Origin of the sequence: Acidaminococcus sp. AM05-11 (assembly GCF_003472805.1) — a bacterium.
GTDB classification, from domain to species: Bacteria; Bacillota; Negativicutes; order Acidaminococcales; family Acidaminococcaceae; genus Acidaminococcus; species Acidaminococcus hominis.
Genome location: NZ_QRMX01000019.1, coordinates 12,723 through 33,168, shown reverse-complemented (window position 1 = coordinate 33,168; position 20,446 = coordinate 12,723). Strand labels below are relative to the sequence as shown.

Annotated in this window: 10 protein-coding genes and 1 CRISPR repeat array; of the genes, 8 read left to right on the top strand and 2 right to left on the bottom strand. The window is 48.9% G+C overall.

Annotation, left to right across the window (positions count from 1 at the left end; translation table 11 throughout):
• Positions 1-256: 256 nt before the first annotated feature.
• Both DW089_RS08670 and DW089_RS08665 read right to left on the bottom strand, forming a co-directional pair.
• A complete protein-coding gene (locus tag DW089_RS08670; protein ID WP_105325960.1) occupies positions 257-1,642 on the bottom strand; it encodes an NCS2 family permease in 1,386 nt (461 codons plus the stop codon).
• 60 nt (positions 1,643-1,702) lie between these two features.
• A complete protein-coding gene (locus DW089_RS08665; RefSeq protein ID WP_105325959.1) occupies positions 1,703-2,494 on the bottom strand; it encodes an ATP-binding protein in 792 nt (263 codons plus the stop codon).
• A gap of 263 nt (positions 2,495-2,757) precedes the next feature.
• Between DW089_RS08665 and DW089_RS08660 the strand changes: the two genes are divergently transcribed.
• The 8 genes from DW089_RS08660 (at position 2,758) to cas2 (ending at position 11,225) form a co-directional block, all read left to right on the top strand.
• A complete protein-coding gene (locus DW089_RS08660; protein WP_118287110.1) occupies positions 2,758-3,216 on the top strand; it encodes a tetratricopeptide repeat protein in 459 nt (152 codons plus the stop codon).
• A 420-nt stretch (positions 3,217-3,636) separates the two neighbouring features.
• Positions 3,637-5,814 (top strand): CRISPR-associated helicase Cas3', encoded by a 2,178-nt coding sequence (cas3, locus tag DW089_RS08655; RefSeq protein ID WP_118287109.1) that lies wholly within the window; start codon positions 3,637-3,639, stop codon positions 5,812-5,814.
• Between the two features lie 31 nt (positions 5,815-5,845).
• On the top strand, positions 5,846-6,499 hold the full coding sequence (gene cas5c, locus DW089_RS08650) for a type I-C CRISPR-associated protein Cas5c (RefSeq protein ID WP_105325956.1): 654 nt from the start codon (positions 5,846-5,848) through the stop codon (positions 6,497-6,499).
• Positions 6,496-8,268: a type I-C CRISPR-associated protein Cas8c/Csd1 gene (cas8c, locus tag DW089_RS08645; protein WP_118287108.1), complete on the top strand. Its 1,773-nt coding sequence runs from the start codon at positions 6,496-6,498 to the stop codon at positions 8,266-8,268. Before cas5c ends, cas8c begins: the two co-directional genes overlap by 4 nt.
• Positions 8,268-9,173: a type I-C CRISPR-associated protein Cas7/Csd2 gene (cas7c, locus tag DW089_RS08640; protein WP_118287107.1), complete on the top strand. Its 906-nt coding sequence runs from the start codon at positions 8,268-8,270 to the stop codon at positions 9,171-9,173. Before cas8c ends, cas7c begins: the two co-directional genes overlap by 1 nt.
• A gap of 40 nt (positions 9,174-9,213) precedes the next feature.
• Positions 9,214-9,888 carry a CRISPR-associated protein Cas4 gene (gene cas4, locus DW089_RS08635; RefSeq protein WP_118287106.1) on the top strand — a complete coding sequence of 225 codons (675 nt, stop codon included), beginning with the start codon at positions 9,214-9,216 and terminating at the stop codon, positions 9,886-9,888.
• On the top strand, positions 9,885-10,913 hold the full coding sequence (gene cas1c, locus DW089_RS08630; protein ID WP_118287105.1) for a type I-C CRISPR-associated endonuclease Cas1c: 1,029 nt from the start codon (positions 9,885-9,887) through the stop codon (positions 10,911-10,913). Before cas4 ends, cas1c begins: the two co-directional genes overlap by 4 nt.
• A gap of 21 nt (positions 10,914-10,934) precedes the next feature.
• Positions 10,935-11,225 (top strand): CRISPR-associated endonuclease Cas2, encoded by a 291-nt coding sequence (gene cas2 / locus DW089_RS08625; RefSeq protein ID WP_199614748.1) that lies wholly within the window; start codon positions 10,935-10,937, stop codon positions 11,223-11,225.
• A gap of 121 nt (positions 11,226-11,346) precedes the next feature.
• A CRISPR array of direct repeats spans positions 11,347-20,394; the repeat unit is 33 nt; unit sequence GTCGCTCCCCGCATGGGGAGCGTGGATTGAAAT.
• Positions 20,395-20,446 lie beyond the last annotated feature (52 nt).

Here is a 20,446-nt window from a genome sequence, read left to right as displayed (position 1 = left end):
TTAAATTCTGTCTTAGATTTCGTATCCCCCAATTTTCCGTGATGAGCCTAAAATTTGCCCACGGGCAAATTTTCTGTAGTTGCTTCTCAAATCCCGGCACTAGCACTAGCCCCTGCCGACCGCACTGATATTAAAAACGGATAGAGAGTGGATACCCGGCACCACGTCTATAATGTTCATTAACCGCACAACCAAAAAGTCAGGCTCCTCTCTGCATTGCAGAGAAGAGCCTGACTTTTCTTGTTATAGCAACTTTTTACAACATAAAATACTTCAGCACAAACAGTACCGCCAATACCCCCATAAGAGGGCTGACCTTGTGAGCCTTGCCGGTGAGCAGGTTCATGGCTACATAGCTGATGGTACCAAAGGAGATACCTTCGGAAATGCTGTAGCAGAAGGGCATGGCAATGATGGCAATGTAGGCCGGAATGGCTTCACTGAGATCATTGAAGTCGATGCCGATAATGGAGCTGAACATCAGGAACCCTACAATTACCAAAGCCGGAGCAGTGGCAAAGGAAGGAATGGCCATAAAGAACGGGGACAGGAACAGGGACAGCAGGAACAGCACGGCAACGGTAACCGCCGTCAGCCCGGTCCGGCCGCCTTCGGAAACCCCGGCAGCACTTTCTACGAACGTGGTTACAGTGCTGGTACCCATGACAGCACCTACGCAGGTGGCCACAGCATCAGCCAGCAGAGCCCCCTTGATATGGGGCAGCTTGTTGTTTTCGTCCAGCATATTGCTCTTGGTGGCTACGCCAATGATGGTGCCCAGGGTATCAAACAGGTCCACAAACAGGAACGCGAAGATAACCACAAAGAAGTCCAGGGAGAACACCCGGCTAAAGTCCATCTGCATAAAGAGAGGCGCCGGGCTGATGGGCAGGAAGGAAGACAGCCCGCCGGAAAAATTGGGGAATACGCTGAAGGTGCCCAGCTTGGGATCCGGTACGTACAGGCCCACGGCTTCGCACAGCATGCCGGCAATCCAGGTGCCCAGAATCCCAAACAGGATGTTGCCCTTCACGTTTTTAATAATCAAAATAGCAGTAAACATAATGCCCAGCATGGCCAGGAGAACGGTAATCCCCACACTGTGGAACGTGCCGTCGGACATGGCCTTGGTAAAGGAATACAGAGAAACCTTCGTGGCCGGGTTGGCGACGATGATCCGGGCGTTCAAAAGACCGATGAAGGCGATGAACAAACCAATACCTACGGAAATGGCCTGCTTCAGGGTCAGAGGAATGGTGTTGAAAATCGCTTCCCGGACACTGGTCAGGGTCAGCAGAATGAAAATGACACCTTCCACGAAAACCGCGGCCAAAGCCATTTGCCAGGGATAGCCCATCTGCTGCACCACCGTGTAGGCAAAGTAGGCGTTGAGCCCCATGCCGGGGGCCAGAGCAAACGGATAGTTGGCAAAGATGGCCATGAAAATGGTACCAACGGCGGACGCAATGGCCGTAACCGTCAGCAGAGCCCCTTTATCCATGCCCGTGCTGCTGAGAATCAGCGGGTTGACAATGAGAATGTAGGCCATGGTCATAAAGGTAGTAATCCCGGCGACGATTTCCGTCCGGGCGGTGGTGTGGGCTTCCTTGAGATGGAAGACCCGTTCAAGAAATTGTTCCATACAAAGCTCCTCTTTTCTTCCCCCTCATGGGAATAATAATCTATATATAAAAGAGCCAGGTCAGCCCTGTTCTTTTTTCCAGAAATCCCGGAAGCGCCCCAGCATGGCCTGCTGACTCAGCTTCTCCGGCCACAGTTCTTCCTGCTCACTGCGGCGCAGCGCGGCGGCCAGATGATCGTACAGATGGGGCACCGATTCTTCCAGCCGGACCACCATTTCCTTCATCTCCTGGCGCTGGGTCTTGCCATCGTAGGGACAGGGATTCTTCAGGGGCACCAGCCCGATTTCCTTGCCGTTGGCAATAATCTCCGACTCCCGGTAGAACAGCAGCGGACGGATTACGGTAATCCCCGATTTGGTCAGATAGGTGGAGGGCATGAACGTCTTCAGCTGCCCGGAATTGAACAGATTGAGCAGCAGCGTTTCCACCGCATCATCATTGTGATGGGCCAGCGCCACCTTATTGCAGCCCAGTTCCTTGGCCTTCCGGTTGGTAGCCGCCCGGCGGAAATAGGCACAGGAGAAGCAGGGCGTATTGCCCCGGTGACCCCAGACCTCCTCCACATTCACCTGGTCGGAATAATGTTCGATGCCGTACTTAGCACAGAAGTCCTCCAGTTCCTTTTTGGGAAAATCCGGGGCGAACATTCCGTCCACCGTATAGGCGTATAAATCGAAATGGCGAGGACTGTGCTTCCGGGCCTCAGCCAGCGCAGCCGTCATAAACTGGCTGTCCTTGCCGCCGGAAAGACCAATGAGAATCTTGTCCCCCTCCTGGATCATGTCAAATTCAATCATCGCCCGCCACAGCTTGGTCAGCATCTCTGCGGGCACGTAAGGTTTCTTGGACATAGCAGCCTCCTTCGTAAAGAATACCTTATATTATAGCAAATTTTTCCCCAAAGAACATAGAACCTTCACATTTTTTCCGAGTTTTCCCGGCTTCCCCAAAAAGAAGCCGCCTGAGTGGGAAGATAACCATAATTGCAGGAATTTCACGAAAAATAACAAGTTCTGGGACGAAACAATTGACGCCGGAGCCCAAGTCCGCTACACTGGAAACGAATACCCCAAATACCCGGCACCCAGCAGCGTGCCTAAAACAGGAGATATATATGATGGAAATTGAAGAAACAATCCTTGCCGGCAAAAAACTGAACCCCTTGCAGCAAGAAACCCTGGAGCAGCAAATCGCAGCAGGCAGTACCCACGCCCTGGTCCTATTGGGCAAATACTACGCCTTTGGCGCCGGAGACGATGCGGACAGCGCTTTGGAACTGTTTTACCAGGCCGCCCAGCTGGGCAGCATAGATGCAATGGTGGAACTGGGCGCCCTGCTGGTACTGTTAGAAGCAGAAGACCAGGCTCTGCCCTGGTTCGAAAAAGCCGCCAAGCAGGACAATACCGAAGCCCTGCTCTATCTAGGCGACCTGTACGCCACCCAGGAACCTACCCCCGCAAACCAGAAAAAAGCCCGGGCATATTATGCCAAAGCCGCAGAGCTGGGAAACCCAGAAGCCATCCGTATCCTTGCAGAAGGAACGATGGAAGGAGAAGAAGAAAATAAGGAATAGGGAAGGGGAGGGGAAAACGTTGTCTTCTGTAGGGGAGAGTTGCTGGAAAAAGAAAGCAGTTAACTGCATAAGAATTATTGCTGCTTGTTTCCCTCAAGAAAAGCAAACCTAAAATGATTAAAATGTTCATTTTTAATCATTTACTTGAAATTCAAGAAAAAGAATTTCAAGTGGGATTATTTTTGTACATGGTTTGTGATAGAATAAAAGAGAAGTCAAGAATTGAATAAAACCTGCGCAATGTACCACAATTTTTTTAATAAAGAATTTTGTGAGTAAACGATTCGACTTGGTGTTTTTGAAATCTCTGAAATATTTCTAGGCAGAAAGAAGGAAAATTAGAGGATATGGAGAATTTATATAATAAGTATTTTCTACCTCAATCTTTCCTTATGAAAAGTAAATCATAAAGGAGGGCCTATGGAAAATCTAGAGGATTCTCAGTACATTGCACACTTAAATGGTGAAGGACAGGATGCTCCACAGCAGCTGATAGATCATTTAATCCACGTTGCAGAATTAGCTGAATCATTTGCAACAGGTCCTGAAATGAAGCAAATGGCTTATCAGTGCGGAAAATATCATGATGTGGGTAAATATTCCAAAGAATTTCAGGAATATATTCGAGGTTTGATGAAAGGCGGAGTAGACCATTCTTCTGCTGGAGCACAACTCTTGTTCAGAAATCGAGAAATGAATAGTGTGTATGAGGCAATGTGTATTGCGGGACATCACGCAGGTTTGCCAGATATGGGAAGTAAGCTTGATACAGGAGAAGAAAGCAGCTTCTGCGGAAGAATGAAAAAACGTATTCCAGATTATGGTGCGTATATGAATGAATTGGGAAAACCTGAAAAATTGGGAATACCGATGGAACTTCTGCGCAGCCAGAATAGTATTGTAAATACCATGAGGATGAGAATGCTTTTTTCCAGTTTGGTGGATGCAGATTTCCTGGATACAGAAAGATATATGAATCCCCATCAACAAGAACGAGGGAAATTTGCTTCTATTCCCGAATTACACGCTGCTTTTTTTGACAAACTTCAAGAGAAAGGGTATTTATCTGCCAAGAACGCATTGAACGAGAAACGCTGCGAAATCCTGAAACGCTGTATTGCTATGGGAAAAGAGCCCCCTGGAATGTATTCCCTGACTGTCCCCACTGGGGGTGGCAAAACAATTTCTAGTTTTGCATTTGCTTTAGAACAAGCTAAAAAATATGGAAAAGAGCGTATTATTTACGTAATTCCATATACTTCTATTATTGAGCAAACATCATATGTTCTAAAATCTTTTTTAGGAAATCAAAATGTTTTAGAACACCACAGCCAGGTAGACTATGATGATACTAATGAAGATATGCTGCAAAAACGTTTGGCAGCAGAAAATTGGGATGCTCCGATAATTGTGACTACTAATGTACAATTCTTCGAATCTTTGTTTGCAAATAAAACTTCTCGTTGCCGCAAGCTTCACAATGTGGCAAACAGTGTCATAATTTATGATGAAGCCCAAATGCTTCCAACAAATTTTCTAAAGGCGGTTACTCAAGCAATGGAATGTTTGGCAAAAGACTTTCAATGTACTGAGGTTCTGTGCAGTGCTACCCAGCCGGCTTTGGATGATTTCTTTGCAGAACGCCCTAAGGAAATCATGGACAATATCTCGGAAATGTACAAATTCTTTAAAAGAACAAAGTTCCAGGATGATGGTCTGCAGACCTACGAAACTATTGGAGAACAAATCTCTCGTAGCAAGCAAGCCTTGTGTGTATGTCTGACAAAGGCCGAAGCTCAAAAGGTTTATGCTGCTGTAGCTGATCAGGATAACTGCTGGTATTTATCTACAGATTTATGCCCAATTCATCGGCATAAAGTCATTGAAGAAATGAAAAGACGCCTTAAGGCTGGTGAAACCTGTCGAGTTGTTTCTACAAGCATTATTTCAGTAGGAGTGGATATTGATTTTCCGGTTGTATATATTGAAGAAACCGGAATTGATTCTCTCATTCAAGGTGGTGGGCGCTGTAATCGGGAAGGAAAGCATCCTTTAGAAGAAAGTATTGTCCATATTTTCCAAACAGAGGAAAGTCAAAAAAGTCGATTTCTAAAACAAGAACGACAGTGTACGCAATTGACTAAAGCTTTTATACCAGATGAAATATCTTCTCCTAATGCCATTGAATATTATTTTAAACATCTTTATCAGGCTAAGGAGGTTATCCTGGATGAAAAAAAGATTTTGGAGAAATCCAACAGACTGTCATTTGCGCAAATCGCCAAAGATTTTCATTTGATTGAGGATCACACCAAAACAGTGTTTATCCCTCTTGACGAAAACGCAGAAGTGATTGCAAATCAACTACGATTAGGTGTGCGCAATAGAGAATTGATGAGAAAGGCAGCAAAATACAGTGTTAACGTATATTCTGGTGCTTTTTTTCATACTAAAGGTTTATATGAACAATTGATTAATGATGGTTATGCAATTGAACTAGACGAAAATTTGGCGATACTGACAAATCTGGAAAAAGTCTATGATGAGAAAATGGGCTTTCATTACCATCATGAGGAGGGGATGGGAATATGTTGGTAATGCTGCAATTTGAACAAAATGAGGTGATAGGATGAATTATGGAGTGAAGATTGAATGCTGGGGGCCGTATGCCTGCTTTACCCGGCCGGAGATGAAGGCTGAGCGAGTTTCCTATGATGTAATGACCCCGTCAGCAGCGCGCGGCTTGGTAGAGGCCATCTATTGGCATCCAGGATTGCGGTATGTGATTGATGAAATTGATGTACTCAATCCCATTAAATTCACCAACATCCGCCGGAATGAACTTATGCATAAGTTAAGTGCAAGTTCAGTAAAGGCAAATGCTAAAAAAGGTAAACCTATTATGATTGTTACAAGGCAGGATATCATGCAGAGAGCCTCTACTGTTTTAAAAGATGTACGCTACTGCATCACTCTCCATTTTGAGATGACTGATAAGGCCGCTGCAGGTGATAATCCTGGGAAATTTCGCGAAATGCTTACCCGTCGGGCACGAAAGGGACAATGTTACCATCAACCTTACTTTGGAACCAGAGAATTTCCTGCTTGTTTCCGCTTGGTAGAGGATGAAGAAGTATTGATACCCTATCCGTATACCCAATCCCTAGGCTATATGCTGTATGATATGGACTATAGCAATCCAGAACAAATTACGCCAATGTTTTTCAAGGCAGAATTAAAAGATGGCATCCTGGATTTGCGGAATTGTGAGGTGCATCAATGATCTTACAAGCCCTGACAGATTATTACGATTCTTTGATTAGGGATGGCCTTGTAGGTAAGCCTGGCTGGAGTAAATTGCCTATATCTTATCAAGTAGTATTGAATGAAGATGGTAAATTAATCCAGCTTCAATCAATTTTGGCGGAAACAAGTGATGGTAAAAGCTTAAAAAAGTTTCTATTAGTACCTGAACCTGAACATAGATCAGGAACGCAAAAGAAAGCACATTTTTTATGCGATAATGCCGGATATTTATTGGGATATGAAAAAGGAAGTGTTCAATTAGAAAAATTTAACGCAGCTAAAGAATTGCATCATAAGATATTGGACCATTGTCAATCTACAGTTGCAAAAGCTATACTAAAATTTTTTGATTGCTGGAACCCATTAGAGGCTGAACAAAATTCTCTGATTAATGCAGAACCGGATGCCATAAATAATGGCGGAAATTTAATCTTTATTGTTAATCAGGATAGTCCACTTAAAGATAAAGAAATTTGTAGAGCGTGGGATTCCTTTAAAGCAAATTCTATTGGTGATTTCACTAGAGGCCAATGTTTAGTAACAGGAAGAAAAAATGTTCCTATAGCGCGTATTCACCCTAATATCAAAGGAGTGAGGGGGGCCCAGACTAGCGGAGCCGCTATTGTATCTTTTAATACAAATGCTCTTGAATCCTATGGTCATGATGGGGAACAGGGCAATAATGCTCCTGTAGGAGAATATGCAGCATTTGCTTATTCCGCAGCTTTGAATTATCTAATCCGAGAAAGAAAATGCAGCCTTGTGGGTGGTGATACCGTGGTGTATTGGTCAGCTGATGCCAACCCATTGTATCAAGATGGCTTTTCTGAGTGTATGGGTAATGATGCAGGAATTTCGGAAGCTGACTTAGCTGCAATGATTGAAAAAATTTCTAAGGGACAGCAAGCTGATATTTCTGGCGTAACATTGTCACCTGATGAACCGTTTTATGTATTGGGATTGGCCCCTAATGCAGCACGTCTTTCCATCCGATTCTTTTATCGCAATACCTTTGGAGCAACAATTGCCCACATTGCAGAGCATCACCAGCGTATGAAAATTGTACGCCCGAGCTGGGAAAAGCAAGAACAAATTCCTTTGTGGAGATTGCTCAAGGCTACAGTTAATCCACATTCTAAGGATCCTGCATCATCCCCCTTGCTGGCAGGCAGTTTGCTGCGGAGTATTCTGCAGGGACAGCCCTATCCAGAAGCTATGTATCAGAATATCTTGTTGAGAGTTTTCTCTGACCAGGATGAAAGAGGAGATAATGGGACGACTACTGTCAACAAAATTACTTATGTCAAAGCCGCTTTTATTAAAGCGTACTTATTAAAAAATCATTTTGAAAGATGGGGTGAAGATTTAACTATGGCAGTCAATGAAGATTGTAAGGCGTTGCCCTATGTATTGGGGCGTTTGTTCTCAGTTCTTGAGGCACTGCAGGAAGCCGCTAATCCTGGCATTAACGCCACCATTAAGGATCGGTATTTCAATGCAGCCTGTGCAACACCGGGGTCTGTTTTTCCGACACTTATGAAGTTGGCTAATGCACATCTGGCAAAGTTGGAAAAAAGACAACAAGTTTACTATTCCAAAAAGCTGCAAGCGCTGGCCGATGAAATTGTGATGCCGAATCAAGGAAAGCCTATTCCCAGTCGGTTGAATCAAGAAGAACAAGGGGTATTTATTTTAGGGTATTATCAGGAAACCCAAAAACGGTTTACGAAAAAGGAGGAAAAATGATGAGCGAAGCAATTCAAAACAGATACGATTTTGTGGTGCTGTATGATGTGGAGAACGGAAATCCTAATGGGGACCCTGATGCAGGGAATATGCCCCGGGTAGATCCGGAAACGGGCTTGGGTCTGGTAACGGACGTCTGCATTAAACGGAAAATCCGCAACTATGTAGAAGATGCCAAGGCAGATGAAAAAGGCTATAAGATTTATATTAAAGAGTCTGTTCCGTTGGAATCCAGTGATAAAACGGCGTTGGAGTATTTGAATGTAAACGATATTAAAGATATAAAGAAAAAAGACCCCGATGCCGATAAAAAAATTAAAGATTTCATGTGCCAAAACTTCTATGACGTGCGGACCTTTGGCGCAGTTATGACCACCTTCGTAAAAGGAGCACTGAATTGTGGCCAGGTGAGAGGACCGGTGCAACTGGGATTTTCCCGGAGCATTGACCCCATTACACCGCAAGAAATTACCATTACGCGGGTAGCCATCACTACTGAGAAAGATGCAGCTAATAAAAAAACTGAGATGGGACGGAAATATATCGTGCCTTATGGCTTGTATCGGATGGAAGGCTATGTTTCTGCCAACCTGGCACAAAAATCTACTGGCTTTTCTGAAGATGACTTAAAGCTGCTTTGGGAAGCATTGGTAAATATGTTTGAAAATGACCATTCTGCCGCTAGAGGCAATATGGCAGTAAGAAAGCTGTATGTGTTTAAGCATGATTCTGTTTTGGGCAATACGCAATCTTATAAACTGTTTAACCGTGTGCAGGTAGAAAAGAAGGATGCCCAGAAAGTTGCACGCTCGTTTGAAGATTATGCTGTAACAGTAGATACAGCAAATTGGCCGACCGGGGTTCACTGCACGGAGATGGTTGAACAGGAAAAAGTAGAAGAATAAACCGGTGCATTGCCATACATAATGAAAAATAAAGGGAAAAATGGCATATAAAGAAGATGAATATCTCTTACTGTCAGGAATTCAGCACTTTGCATTTTGTAGGCGACAATGGGCACTCATTCATATTGGGCAGGTTTGGGCTGAGAACCGTCTGACTGCTGAAGGAGAATTGGTGCACAAGAATGCTCATAAAAATGACTATGTTGAGAAAAGGGCTGGAATCATGACAGTGAGAGCCCTGAAAATTGCATCACCTCAGTTAGGAATTTCAGGACAATGTGATGTGGTAGAGTTTCTGCCTACGGAACAAGAAGAAATTGGAATCCATTTGCCCAAGCATCGCGGTCTTTGGCAGGTGAATCCAGTTGAGTATAAACGGGGCAAAGACAAAGATGATGGCAGCGATATGCTGCAGCTGTGCTGTGAGGTTCTTTGCTTGGAAGAAATGCTGGCCTGCCATATTGATGCAGCAGATCTCTTCTATCATGAGTTAATGCGCCGTAGGCGTATAGAAATTACAGATACCTTGAGGCTTGCCGCAAAAAATACTCTGTTAGAAATGCATGGTTATTTTTCCCGGGGGATTATTCCTAAAGTGAAACCTAGCAAAAGATGTAGCAGCTGTTCTTTAAAAGATTACTGTCTTCCCTCATTGCTTAAACGCAGTAATGTGGCAGAATATTATCAGGATATGCTGGGGGATGGTAAAAAATGAGAAAGTTGCTAAACACATTGTTCGTAATGTCAGAAGATGCATATTTGTCCTTGGAAGACGCAAATATAGTTCTTTGGAAAAATCAAGAAAGGGCAGCACAGCTGCCCCTTCTCAATTTAGAAAACATTCTCTATTTTGGGTATAGAGGCGCTTCTCCTGCATTATTGGGCGAATGTGCCAAACGGAATATAGGGTTTTGTTTTTTAAAACCAAATGGGCGTTTTTTAGCCAGGGTATGTGGAGCAAGCCACGGGAATGTATTGCTAAGAAAAGCACAATATCGATTGTCGGAGCAGGAGCCCTTTTGCTGTACATTGTCCAAATATATGATTACCGGTAAGATTTATAATGCACGCTCTACTCTTATGAGATACACTCGCGATCACCCCATGCGTATTGATTTGCCCAAATTTGAAGAAGTAATTGCCAATCTGAAGAGTTCTCTCCGGGGAGTACAGACTGTTAATTCTACGGAAGAATTGCGTGGAGTGGAGGGCAATGCAGCTCATTTATATTTCTCTATTTTTGATGATATGATTCTAACAGACAAAAAACATTTTTTTTTAAAAGAGAGAAATAAAAGACCGCCTTTAGATCGCATGAATGCTCTGTTGTCATTTGTTTACACACTTTTAGCGCATGATTGTGCTTCAGCGTTAGAGTCTGTAGGGTTAGATTCTTACGTTGGTTTTATGCATCGAGATCGTCCTGGTCGTGAATCATTGGCCTTAGATCTTATGGAAGAACTTCGAAGCGTCTGTGGGGATCGATTTGTGCTAAATTTAGTAAATAACCGAATCGTTGCCGCCAAAGATTTTGATTTGACAGAATCAGGAGCGGTATTGTTAAATGACAAAGGGAGAAAAACTGTTTTAGAACATTGGCAGGAACGAAAACGGGATGAAATAGAACATCCTTTTCTGAAGGAAAAAATTCCCTGGGGATTGGTACCCTATACCCAAGCTCTATTACTGGCTAAGTATATTCGTCAGGATCTAGATGGATATCCTGCATTCTTGCATTAAGAGATGAGAGGTGAGGTCAGAGTGCGGATTGTAGTAACTTATGATGTGAATACGGAAACTGCCGCTGGCCGAAAACGTCTAAGACAGGTTGCCAAATGCTGCGTAGCACATGGACAGCGTGTTCAAAACTCAGTCTTTGAGTGTTCATTGGATGAAGCACAGTTTGTGGCATTGCGGGGGCAACTTGAAAGCATTATAGATCTAAACAAGGATAGTTTACGGTTTTACAATTTGGGAAAAGTTAAGCCAGGTAAAATTATCCATGTTGGAATTAAGACTGGATATAATCCAGATGGAAACTTAATCCTGTAATGCGAACTACAAGCTCCTATAAATTTTAATAACGATTTTGCGTGCTCCAGAGGACTTGCTTTATGAGGTTCACAAAATTATATGTTGAATCCCGCATGGATTCAGTGTTTTTTGTTTGACGGTCGCTCCCCGCATGGGGAGCGTGGATTGAAATTCCGTCATGCCCCGGACGACGTTCTCGGCCAGGTCGCTCCCCGCATGGGGAGCGTGGATTGAAATTACCACCGGCAGCGGGTGTGCTGCCGGTGCGGCGTCGCTCCCCGCATGGGGAGCGTGGATTGAAATTCGACAGTAAGTCCTGTAGTTGTCCAGTCCATCGTCGCTCCCCGCATGGGGAGCGTGGATTGAAATCCGGGCTGCTGCCGGGACAGATGGCTTATCCTCCGTCGCTCCCCGCATGGGGAGCGTGGATTGAAATATTATAAACTCCTGCTGGTAGCCTGCCTTGGCGGTCGCTCCCCGCATGGGGAGCGTGGATTGAAATTAAATGACGCTGGTGCTGGAGAAAGGAGCCTACAGTCGCTCCCCGCATGGGGAGCGTGGATTGAAATCGTAATGTGAATATCCGTACAGCCCCTACACAGGGTCGCTCCCCGCATGGGGAGCGTGGATTGAAATAGTGGTCAACTTTTTAATCTCATTGACACCAATGGTCGCTCCCCGCATGGGGAGCGTGGATTGAAATTATGTCTATGATAAGGGTAAGAAGGTACTCTATCGTCGCTCCCCGCATGGGGAGCGTGGATTGAAATCTCGTGGAATTGCACCCGTTCCAGATAATGTCACAGTCGCTCCCCGCATGGGGAGCGTGGATTGAAATTGGACGGGCAACGGAAGCTGGTTTATCGCTATGTCGCTCCCCGCATGGGGAGCGTGGATTGAAATCCGTATTCGGACCGTTGATATTTTAACCTGCTGGCGTCGCTCCCCGCATGGGGAGCGTGGATTGAAATATTATAATTTCCTTCCTTATTGAGCGTTCTGATTAGTCGCTCCCCGCATGGGGAGCGTGGATTGAAATCCGTGGTAATACTGAGCAATGCCAGATGTACCTAGTCGCTCCCCGCATGGGGAGCGTGGATTGAAATTGTCAGCTTTGTCAACGGTTTATAGACAATATCGTCGCTCCCCGCATGGGGAGCGTGGATTGAAATTGGAAACACCGGAGGTCCGGGAAGCTCTTGCAAAGTCGCTCCCCGCATGGGGAGCGTGGATTGAAATCGTTTTCGCGCAATCATGACGGCGGCGGCTATTGTCGCTCCCCGCATGGGGAGCGTGGATTGAAATTTCCAAGCATTTCTTCGCCCACGCTGCAAACGCTTGTCGCTCCCCGCATGGGGAGCGTGGATTGAAATGTCCTTGATGTTGGTTTCATCGATGATGATTTTTGTCGCTCCCCGCATGGGGAGCGTGGATTGAAATTTGGACGGCCCCGCCCAGGGTGGCCACGATGGAGTCGCTCCCCGCATGGGGAGCGTGGATTGAAATGCAAGGTCTAAAAAACGGGTAAAGCACAATAGCTCGTCGCTCCCCGCATGGGGAGCGTGGATTGAAATGTCCTTGATGTTGGTTTCATCGATGATGATTTTTGGTCGCTCCCCGCATGGGGAGCGTGGATTGAAATCCACGTTGCCTACGGGTATTTTGGTTAACGCCGAGTCGCTCCCCGCATGGGGAGCGTGGATTGAAATAACATACGGGCCAAGTTCGGCTTCCAAGCGTTTGTCGCTCCCCGCATGGGGAGCGTGGATTGAAATGCAAACTCAATATCTGATTCATCATGCCATCTGTCGCTCCCCGCATGGGGAGCGTGGATTGAAATACAATCAGCATCTGGGCGATCCGGTCGCCATTTTGTCGCTCCCCGCATGGGGAGCGTGGATTGAAATTCCCGCCGTTGCCATTGCCTGGTCGATTTCGGCCGTCGCTCCCCGCATGGGGAGCGTGGATTGAAATATGATGGGCTTGCTCTCGATCATATCCTCTTTAGTCGCTCCCCGCATGGGGAGCGTGGATTGAAATTGGACAGGATGTGGTGGCAATTGTGCACCGCAGTCGCTCCCCGCATGGGGAGCGTGGATTGAAATATGGTCCGTACCATGGCGCCAAATTGGGGGTTTCGTCGCTCCCCGCATGGGGAGCGTGGATTGAAATTATGAGTGTCTTAAAAGACACAATGAGGAGGTGGTCGCTCCCCGCATGGGGAGCGTGGATTGAAATGCGGCCTGCTGCCTGTCGTTGCTGCTGTTTGCAGTCGCTCCCCGCATGGGGAGCGTGGATTGAAATACCAATGACGAAGGGCTGAAACGCCTAAACAGCGGTCGCTCCCCGCATGGGGAGCGTGGATTGAAATCGGCGGCAACGTCACGTTAAATGTGTCCGCGGTGTCGCTCCCCGCATGGGGAGCGTGGATTGAAATCTGCCAGGGTACGGATTAATGTTTCCGCCCCTGCGTCGCTCCCCGCATGGGGAGCGTGGATTGAAATACACGGAACGATACGCAATCCGAATTTTTCATCCGTCGCTCCCCGCATGGGGAGCGTGGATTGAAATCAGGTTAAATGTTTAATTTCTTGCGGAAATTTTTGTCGCTCCCCGCATGGGGAGCGTGGATTGAAATCATAATGTCTACCAGGTCAACACCAGCTTCGGCCGTCGCTCCCCGCATGGGGAGCGTGGATTGAAATAAGGTTCCGTCCCTGAAAAAACTGAAAGGAAACGTCGCTCCCCGCATGGGGAGCGTGGATTGAAATTTGACGTCAGTAGGCGCAACGGCTTTAGCCAAGATGTCGCTCCCCGCATGGGGAGCGTGGATTGGAATTTGCCAGGGTACGGATTAATGTTTCCGCCCCTGCGTCGCTCCCCGCATGGGGAGCGTGGATTGAAATCCACGACGGCACCGTCCCAGAAAAAGCATCGTTGTCGCTCCCCGCATGGGGAGCGTGGATTGAAATTATCGTCGTCGTCCTCCACAATGTTCAGATATTGTCGCTCCCCGCATGGGGAGCGTGGATTGAAATAACGGCACCGGACACGGGCGCCGTTGTCACAGCCGTCGCTCCCCGCATGGGGAGCGTGGATTGAAATATTGTAGCCCGGGAAAAAATCGTCGTGGCAGGGGTCGCTCCCCGCATGGGGAGCGTGGATTGAAATTGGACAGGATGTGGTGGCAATTGTGCACCGCAATGTCGCTCCCCGCATGGGGAGCGTGGATTGAAATAGGCCATGGATACCGCTACCATGCTGGCGTCCTTAGTCGCTCCCCGCATGGGGAGCGTGGATTGAAATCGCGAGATCGCACAATGTAGCCGTTTTCCTTATGGTCGCTCCCCGCATGGGGAGCGTGGATTGAAATTGGCTATACCCCCGGGAATATTACGGCGGGCGGTGTCGCTCCCCGCATGGGGAGCGTGGATTGAAATACGGTTCCAAACCTCAACCCGGCGTTCCGCTGCCGGTCGCTCCCCGCATGGGGAGCGTGGATTGAAATCGCGGGTATCCCGGTGGCCTGAAAAGCGGCCGCCGTCGCTCCCCGCATGGGGAGCGTGGATTGAAATCCGATTGTCGTAGGCATCGGGCAACCAAAAATCAGTCGCTCCCCGCATGGGGAGCGTGGATTGAAATATAGGTCAACGCCTTGTCGGGGTGCTTGCCCTTGGTCGCTCCCCGCATGGGGAGCGTGGATTGAAATCTAAATAAAATAATTCATCGGTCAACGGTTTGGGTCGCTCCCCGCATGGGGAGCGTGGATTGAAATCCATTACGCCGAGCAACGTAAATATTGGCTGTAGTCGCTCCCCGCATGGGGAGCGTGGATTGAAATGAAGCAGAGTCCGGTGGCGGATGGGGTGTAGGCCGTCGCTCCCCGCATGGGGAGCGTGGATTGAAATTTGAAGACTTTCGTTACTCTCTTAGGCGTTATCGTCGCTCCCCGCATGGGGAGCGTGGATTGAAATTTACTTTCGTCGTATTCACGGGGTACACCCTTCGTCGCTCCCCGCATGGGGAGCGTGGATTGAAATTTGCCGTCCGTCTCAGCCAATAAAACAATGGAAGTCGCTCCCCGCATGGGGAGCGTGGATTGAAATCCGCGCCGGTCTTTCGTCCACCATTTCCAGTCGTCGCTCCCCGCATGGGGAGCGTGGATTGAAATCGTCGGGTCATTATAAATGAGTTCAAATTCCCGGGTCGCTCCCCGCATGGGGAGCGTGGATTGAAATTTGCTCACCTCTTTGTTATTTTCAGCTTCCAGGGGTCGCTCCCCGCATGGGGAGCGTGGATTGAAATATTCCACGCGGCCGTTGCCGTCTTACCAAATACGTCGCTCCCCGCATGGGGAGCGTGGATTGAAATATAGGTCAACGCCTTGTCGGGGTGCTTGCCCTTGTCGCTCCCCGCATGGGGAGCGTGGATTGAAATGCGTCGGCCATTCATTCCACCTCCTACAGGTCAATGTCGCTCCCCGCATGGGGAGCGTGGATTGAAATCCTGTCGGCAGCATCTACACCTCGCTGACCGACTCGTCGCTCCCCGCATGGGGAGCGTGGATTGAAATTTGGATCCGCACGGCCCATCTGACCAGCTTTCTCCGTCGCTCCCCGCATGGGGAGCGTGGATTGAAATCGCCAGAGAGTTTAAGCGTTGGATAACACATGAGTCGCTCCCCGCATGGGGAGCGTGGATTGAAATCCATCCCGGAAGCCCCGAAGACTCCGAAGCCAGGGTCGCTCCCCGCATGGGGAGCGTGGATTGAAATCATCTAAAATCCTGGCCACCGATCAGTACGGCGAGTCGCTCCCCGCATGGGGAGCGTGGATTGAAATCCCGGAGAATCTTGGCCAACTCACCAACTAAGAGTCGCTCCCCGCATGGGGAGCGTGGATTGAAATTGGAGCAAGGCCCGGTTGACGATTACTACCGAGTGTCGCTCCCCGCATGGGGAGCGTGGATTGAAATATCAAAGCCTGTGGAATTGAATCCGGCTTTGACGTCGCTCCCCGCATGGGGAGCGTGGATTGAAATCGCCCGGAGGAGGTCGTCCACGTCAAGAGCTGGGTCGCTCCCCGCATGGGGAGCGTGGATTGAAATCCGCCTGGCACGTTCTTTGCTGAGCGTTTCATCCGTCGCTCCCCGCATGGGGAGCGTGGATTGAAATTCGGCGTCCACGCCCTTGCTCAGCTGCTCTTTGGTCGCTCCCCGCATGGGGAGCGTGGATTGAAATACGGGCAAGACCCAGTCCTCTAAGACCTGGGCGTCGCTCCCCGCATGGGGAGCGTGGATTGAAATAGCTTATAAACGCTACCGTATCCATTCGGTAATCGTCGCTCCCCGCATGGGGAGCGTGGATTGAAATCCGGTACTCTTTGATGGCTGCAACGTCCTTTGCCGGTCGCTCCCCGCATGGGGAGCGTGGATTGAAATCGTCAGTAATTGGTGTCATGTGTTATCCCCCCTTGTCGCTCCCCGCATGGGGAGCGTGGATTGAAATACGGATGCTGACAATGACTATAACCGTACTACTGGTCGCTCCCCGCATGGGGAGCGTGGATTGAAATCACCTCCTTTTGTTACGTTTTCGTAACCACACGTGTCGCTCCCCGCATGGGGAGCGTGGATTGAAATACCAGGGCAGAGCTGGCCGCCTTGCTGAAGCTCCGTCGCTCCCCGCATGGGGAGCGTGGATTGAAATTGGTCGATAAACGCTTTGATCTGGGGCCAGGCTCCCGTCGCTCCCCGCATGGGGAGCGTGGATTGAAATTAATTGTCGCCAGGGACTTACCACACCATGTAACGTCGCTCCCCGCATGGGGAGCGTGGATTGAAATAAAAAAGTGTTGACAATCAAACCGCCCTATGCTAGTCGCTCCCCGCATGGGGAGCGTGGATTGAAATCATTTGATGTTCTTTCAGCATTTCAATAGCATCGTCGCTCCCCGCATGGGGAGCGTGGATTGAAATCCTAACCGATACGAGGTTTTCACATAGTTTGCATGTCGCTCCCCGCATGGGGAGCGTGGATTGAAATAATTGCTCGTAAATAATCTTTGTTTACGTCCTCCGTCGCTCCCCGCATGGGGAGCGTGGATTGAAATTCTCCATTTCATACTGATAGGGGTTTCTTTTTTTGTCGCTCCCCGCATGGGGAGCGTGGATTGAAATAATCAGGTGAAGTTCCTGAATTTGCTGGGTAGTCGTCGCTCCCCGCATGGGGAGCGTGGATTGAAATCTCATGATGAAGATGATTTAGATTCCCCTGATTGGTCGCTCCCCGCATGGGGAGCGTGGATTGAAATTTTGATAGGGGTTTCTTTTTTTTTCTTGTCTTTAGTCGCTCCCCGCATGGGGAGCGTGGATTGAAATCCCTATGGCTTTTGACCATATGATTAGAGGTTAGTCGCTCCCCGCATGGGGAGCGTGGATTGAAATTGCTGGACAGATTAATGCTGACTGGAATGAAACGTCGCTCCCCGCATGGGGAGCGTGGATTGAAATTCGCTTATCAATCTCTTTGGACATGACCGAAAGCGTCGCTCCCCGCATGGGGAGCGTGGATTGAAATATAACTACATAGGCAGTTTCGTCCTTCACTTGTCGTCGCTCCCCGCATGGGGAGCGTGGATTGAAATTCAATTGGTGTCTACTTTCTACATAATTAAATCGTCGCTCCCCGCATGGGGAGCGTGGATTGAAATCGAACCATACAAGGCATCTTTGTTTAATTGTTCAGTCGCTCCCCGCATGGGGAGCGTGGATTGAAATGATAAGGGGATATTTGGATATTTGATAAGTGGATGTCGCTCCCCGCATGGGGAGCGTGGATTGAAATAGGCCAATGTAAGAGATATGATGGGAGGTAAAACGTCGCTCCCCGCATGGGGAGCGTGGATTGAAATTGGTACTTCTACCCATTCTGGTTGGAAACGCCTAGGTCGCTCCCCGCATGGGGAGCGTGGATTGAAATGGTGACGATGAAGGGGTTAGCCCAGCTGGTGGGATGTCGCTCCCCGCATGGGGAGCGTGGATTGAAATTTCAGTCCTTCAATATTTTTCATAGTTATGCCGTGTCGCTCCCCGCATGGGGAGCGTGGATTGAAATCCCTGGGATTGCAACCAGGGCAATGGCACAGATGTCGCTCCCCGCATGGGGAGCGTGGATTGAAATCGAGTCAACAATGCGGACATCATTAAGACTCTGAGTCGCTCCCCGCATGGGGAGCGTGGATTGAAATCACGACGGCAAAGGTTATGCAGACATTGTGTTTGAGTCGCTCCCCGCATGGGGAGCGTGGATTGAAATCAGGGAAGCTGGAAATATGCCGGACAAGGATAGTCGCTCCCCGCATGGGGAGCGTGGATTGAAATGTAGACAGTGGCGAGTCGATAATTTGGAAGCTGGGTCGCTCCCCGCATGGGGAGCGTGGATTGAAATAATCGTGAGCAAGGCGCAACCACAACATTATACGGTCGCTCCCCGCATGGGGAGCGTGGATTGAAATTCCGCTTGCAGCTCTCATCGTGATGTCCAGTACCCGGTCGCTCCCCGCATGGGGAGCGTGGATTGAAATTGCTACGTACCTTAACAACGGGGAAAAGGTGAAAGTCGCTCCCCGCATGGGGAGCGTGGATTGAAATCAGCTTGCAAGCACAACTCGCTAGTGTTGAAACAGTCGCTCCCCGCATGGGGAGCGTGGATTGAAATTCTCAAGGTTTTTCATGAGGGCTTCCTGGAGCCCCGTCGCTCCCCGCATGGGGAGCGTGGATTGAAATAACCCTTTTCCCGTGGTCCTTTGGCCTTGACGGTGGTCGCTCCCCGCATGGGGAGCGTGGATTGAAATAACGTAATATCCACAATAGGGATATAATGTTTGTGTCGCTCCCCGCATGGGGAGCGTGGATTGAAATTATCTGCTGCCGTTTAAAAAGTAGCTTCCCGTGCGTCGCTCCCCGCATGGGGAGCGTGGATTGAAATGTCCAGGGTGCCTCGCTGCTGGATTGCATTAACCGTCGCTCCCCGCATGGGGAGCGTGGATTGAAATCAGGGCAAAACCCAAAGGGGTTTTGGTCGTGCAGTCGCTCCCCGCATGGGGAGCGTGGATTGAAATACTCTGCAAGTGAGAGAAGTGGATGACCTTTCGGTCGCTCCCCGCATGGGGAGCGTGGATTGAAATCACTGGGAGCGAGCCGGAAGTCGAATTGACCGTCGTCGCTCCCCGCATGGGGAGCGTGGATTGAAATAGCCCAATTTCAGCCCAATTTCGGCCCAATTTTGGTCGCTCCCCGCATGGGGAGCGTGGATTGAAATCGCCACCACATCCCAGGACGGCGCACACGCGCTGGGTCGCTCCCCGCATGGGGAGCGTGGATTGAAATAAGTGACGCCATCGCTTAGAGCATGGTGGGCGTCGCTCCCCGCATGGGGAGCGTGGATTGAAATCTGGCTCAGCAGGGAGTTGATATACTCCCGTTCGGTCGCTCCCCGCATGGGGAGCGTGGATTGAAATCTGGAACGGCCCTCAGGTTATGGAAGGCCAGAACAAGTCGCTCCCCGCATGGGGAGCGTGGATTGAAATTCGATTAAGCTCTGTTGCTCTGCTGATTGCGCTGTCGCTCCCCGCATGGGGAGCGTGGATTGAAATTTCAACCCGTTTTTTCAATTCCTTCATCGTTACGTCGCTCCCCGCATGGGGAGCGTGGATTGAAATACGGTATAGCCGTCCTGCTGAAAAAGCAGCACCGTCGCTCCCCGCATGGGGAGCGTGGATTGAAATTTCAACGCCCGTTTCAATGGTGGCGGTTGTTGCGGTCGCTCCCCGCATGGGGAGCGTGGATTGAAATCGGTGTCTCAGTCGTTGCCGGTTTCTTTTTTCGCGTCGCTCCCCGCATGGGGAGCGTGGATTGAAATGCCGAACCGCTCCACGTAATTTGTCCACTGCTTGTGTCGCTCCCCGCATGGGGAGCGTGGATTGAAATCCAAAGACATATCACCAAAATAGTCTCCGCCTGGTCGATCCCCGCATGGGGAGCGTGGCTTGAATTTTTTATTTCTTCTAGCGTCAACCCGTCCACTGTTGTCGCTCCCCGCATGGGGAGCGTGGATTGAAATCCAAAGACATATCACCAAAATAGTCTCCGCCTGGTCGCTCCCCGCATGGGGAGCGTGGATTGAAATTTTTATTTCTTCTAGCGTCAACCCGTCCACTGTTGTCGCTCCCCGCATGGGG

Excerpts from the sequence above, each read along its gene's own strand:
- cas7c (WP_118287107.1), top strand. The coding sequence starts at position 8,268 with ATGAGCGAAGCAATTCAAAACAGATACGATTTTGTGGTGCTGTATGAT.
- DW089_RS08670 (WP_105325960.1), bottom strand. The coding sequence starts at position 1,642 with ATGGAACAATTTCTTGAACGGGTCTTCCATCTCAAGGAAGCCCACACC.
- cas4 (WP_118287106.1), top strand. The coding sequence starts at position 9,214 with ATGGCATATAAAGAAGATGAATATCTCTTACTGTCAGGAATTCAGCAC.
- cas3 (WP_118287109.1), top strand. The coding sequence starts at position 3,637 with ATGGAAAATCTAGAGGATTCTCAGTACATTGCACACTTAAATGGTGAA.
- cas5c (WP_105325956.1), top strand. The coding sequence starts at position 5,846 with ATGAATTATGGAGTGAAGATTGAATGCTGGGGGCCGTATGCCTGCTTT.
- DW089_RS08660 (WP_118287110.1), top strand. The coding sequence starts at position 2,758 with ATGATGGAAATTGAAGAAACAATCCTTGCCGGCAAAAAACTGAACCCC.
- cas1c (WP_118287105.1), top strand. The coding sequence starts at position 9,885 with ATGAGAAAGTTGCTAAACACATTGTTCGTAATGTCAGAAGATGCATAT.
- cas8c (WP_118287108.1), top strand. The coding sequence starts at position 6,496 with ATGATCTTACAAGCCCTGACAGATTATTACGATTCTTTGATTAGGGAT.
- DW089_RS08665 (WP_105325959.1), bottom strand. The coding sequence starts at position 2,494 with ATGTCCAAGAAACCTTACGTGCCCGCAGAGATGCTGACCAAGCTGTGG.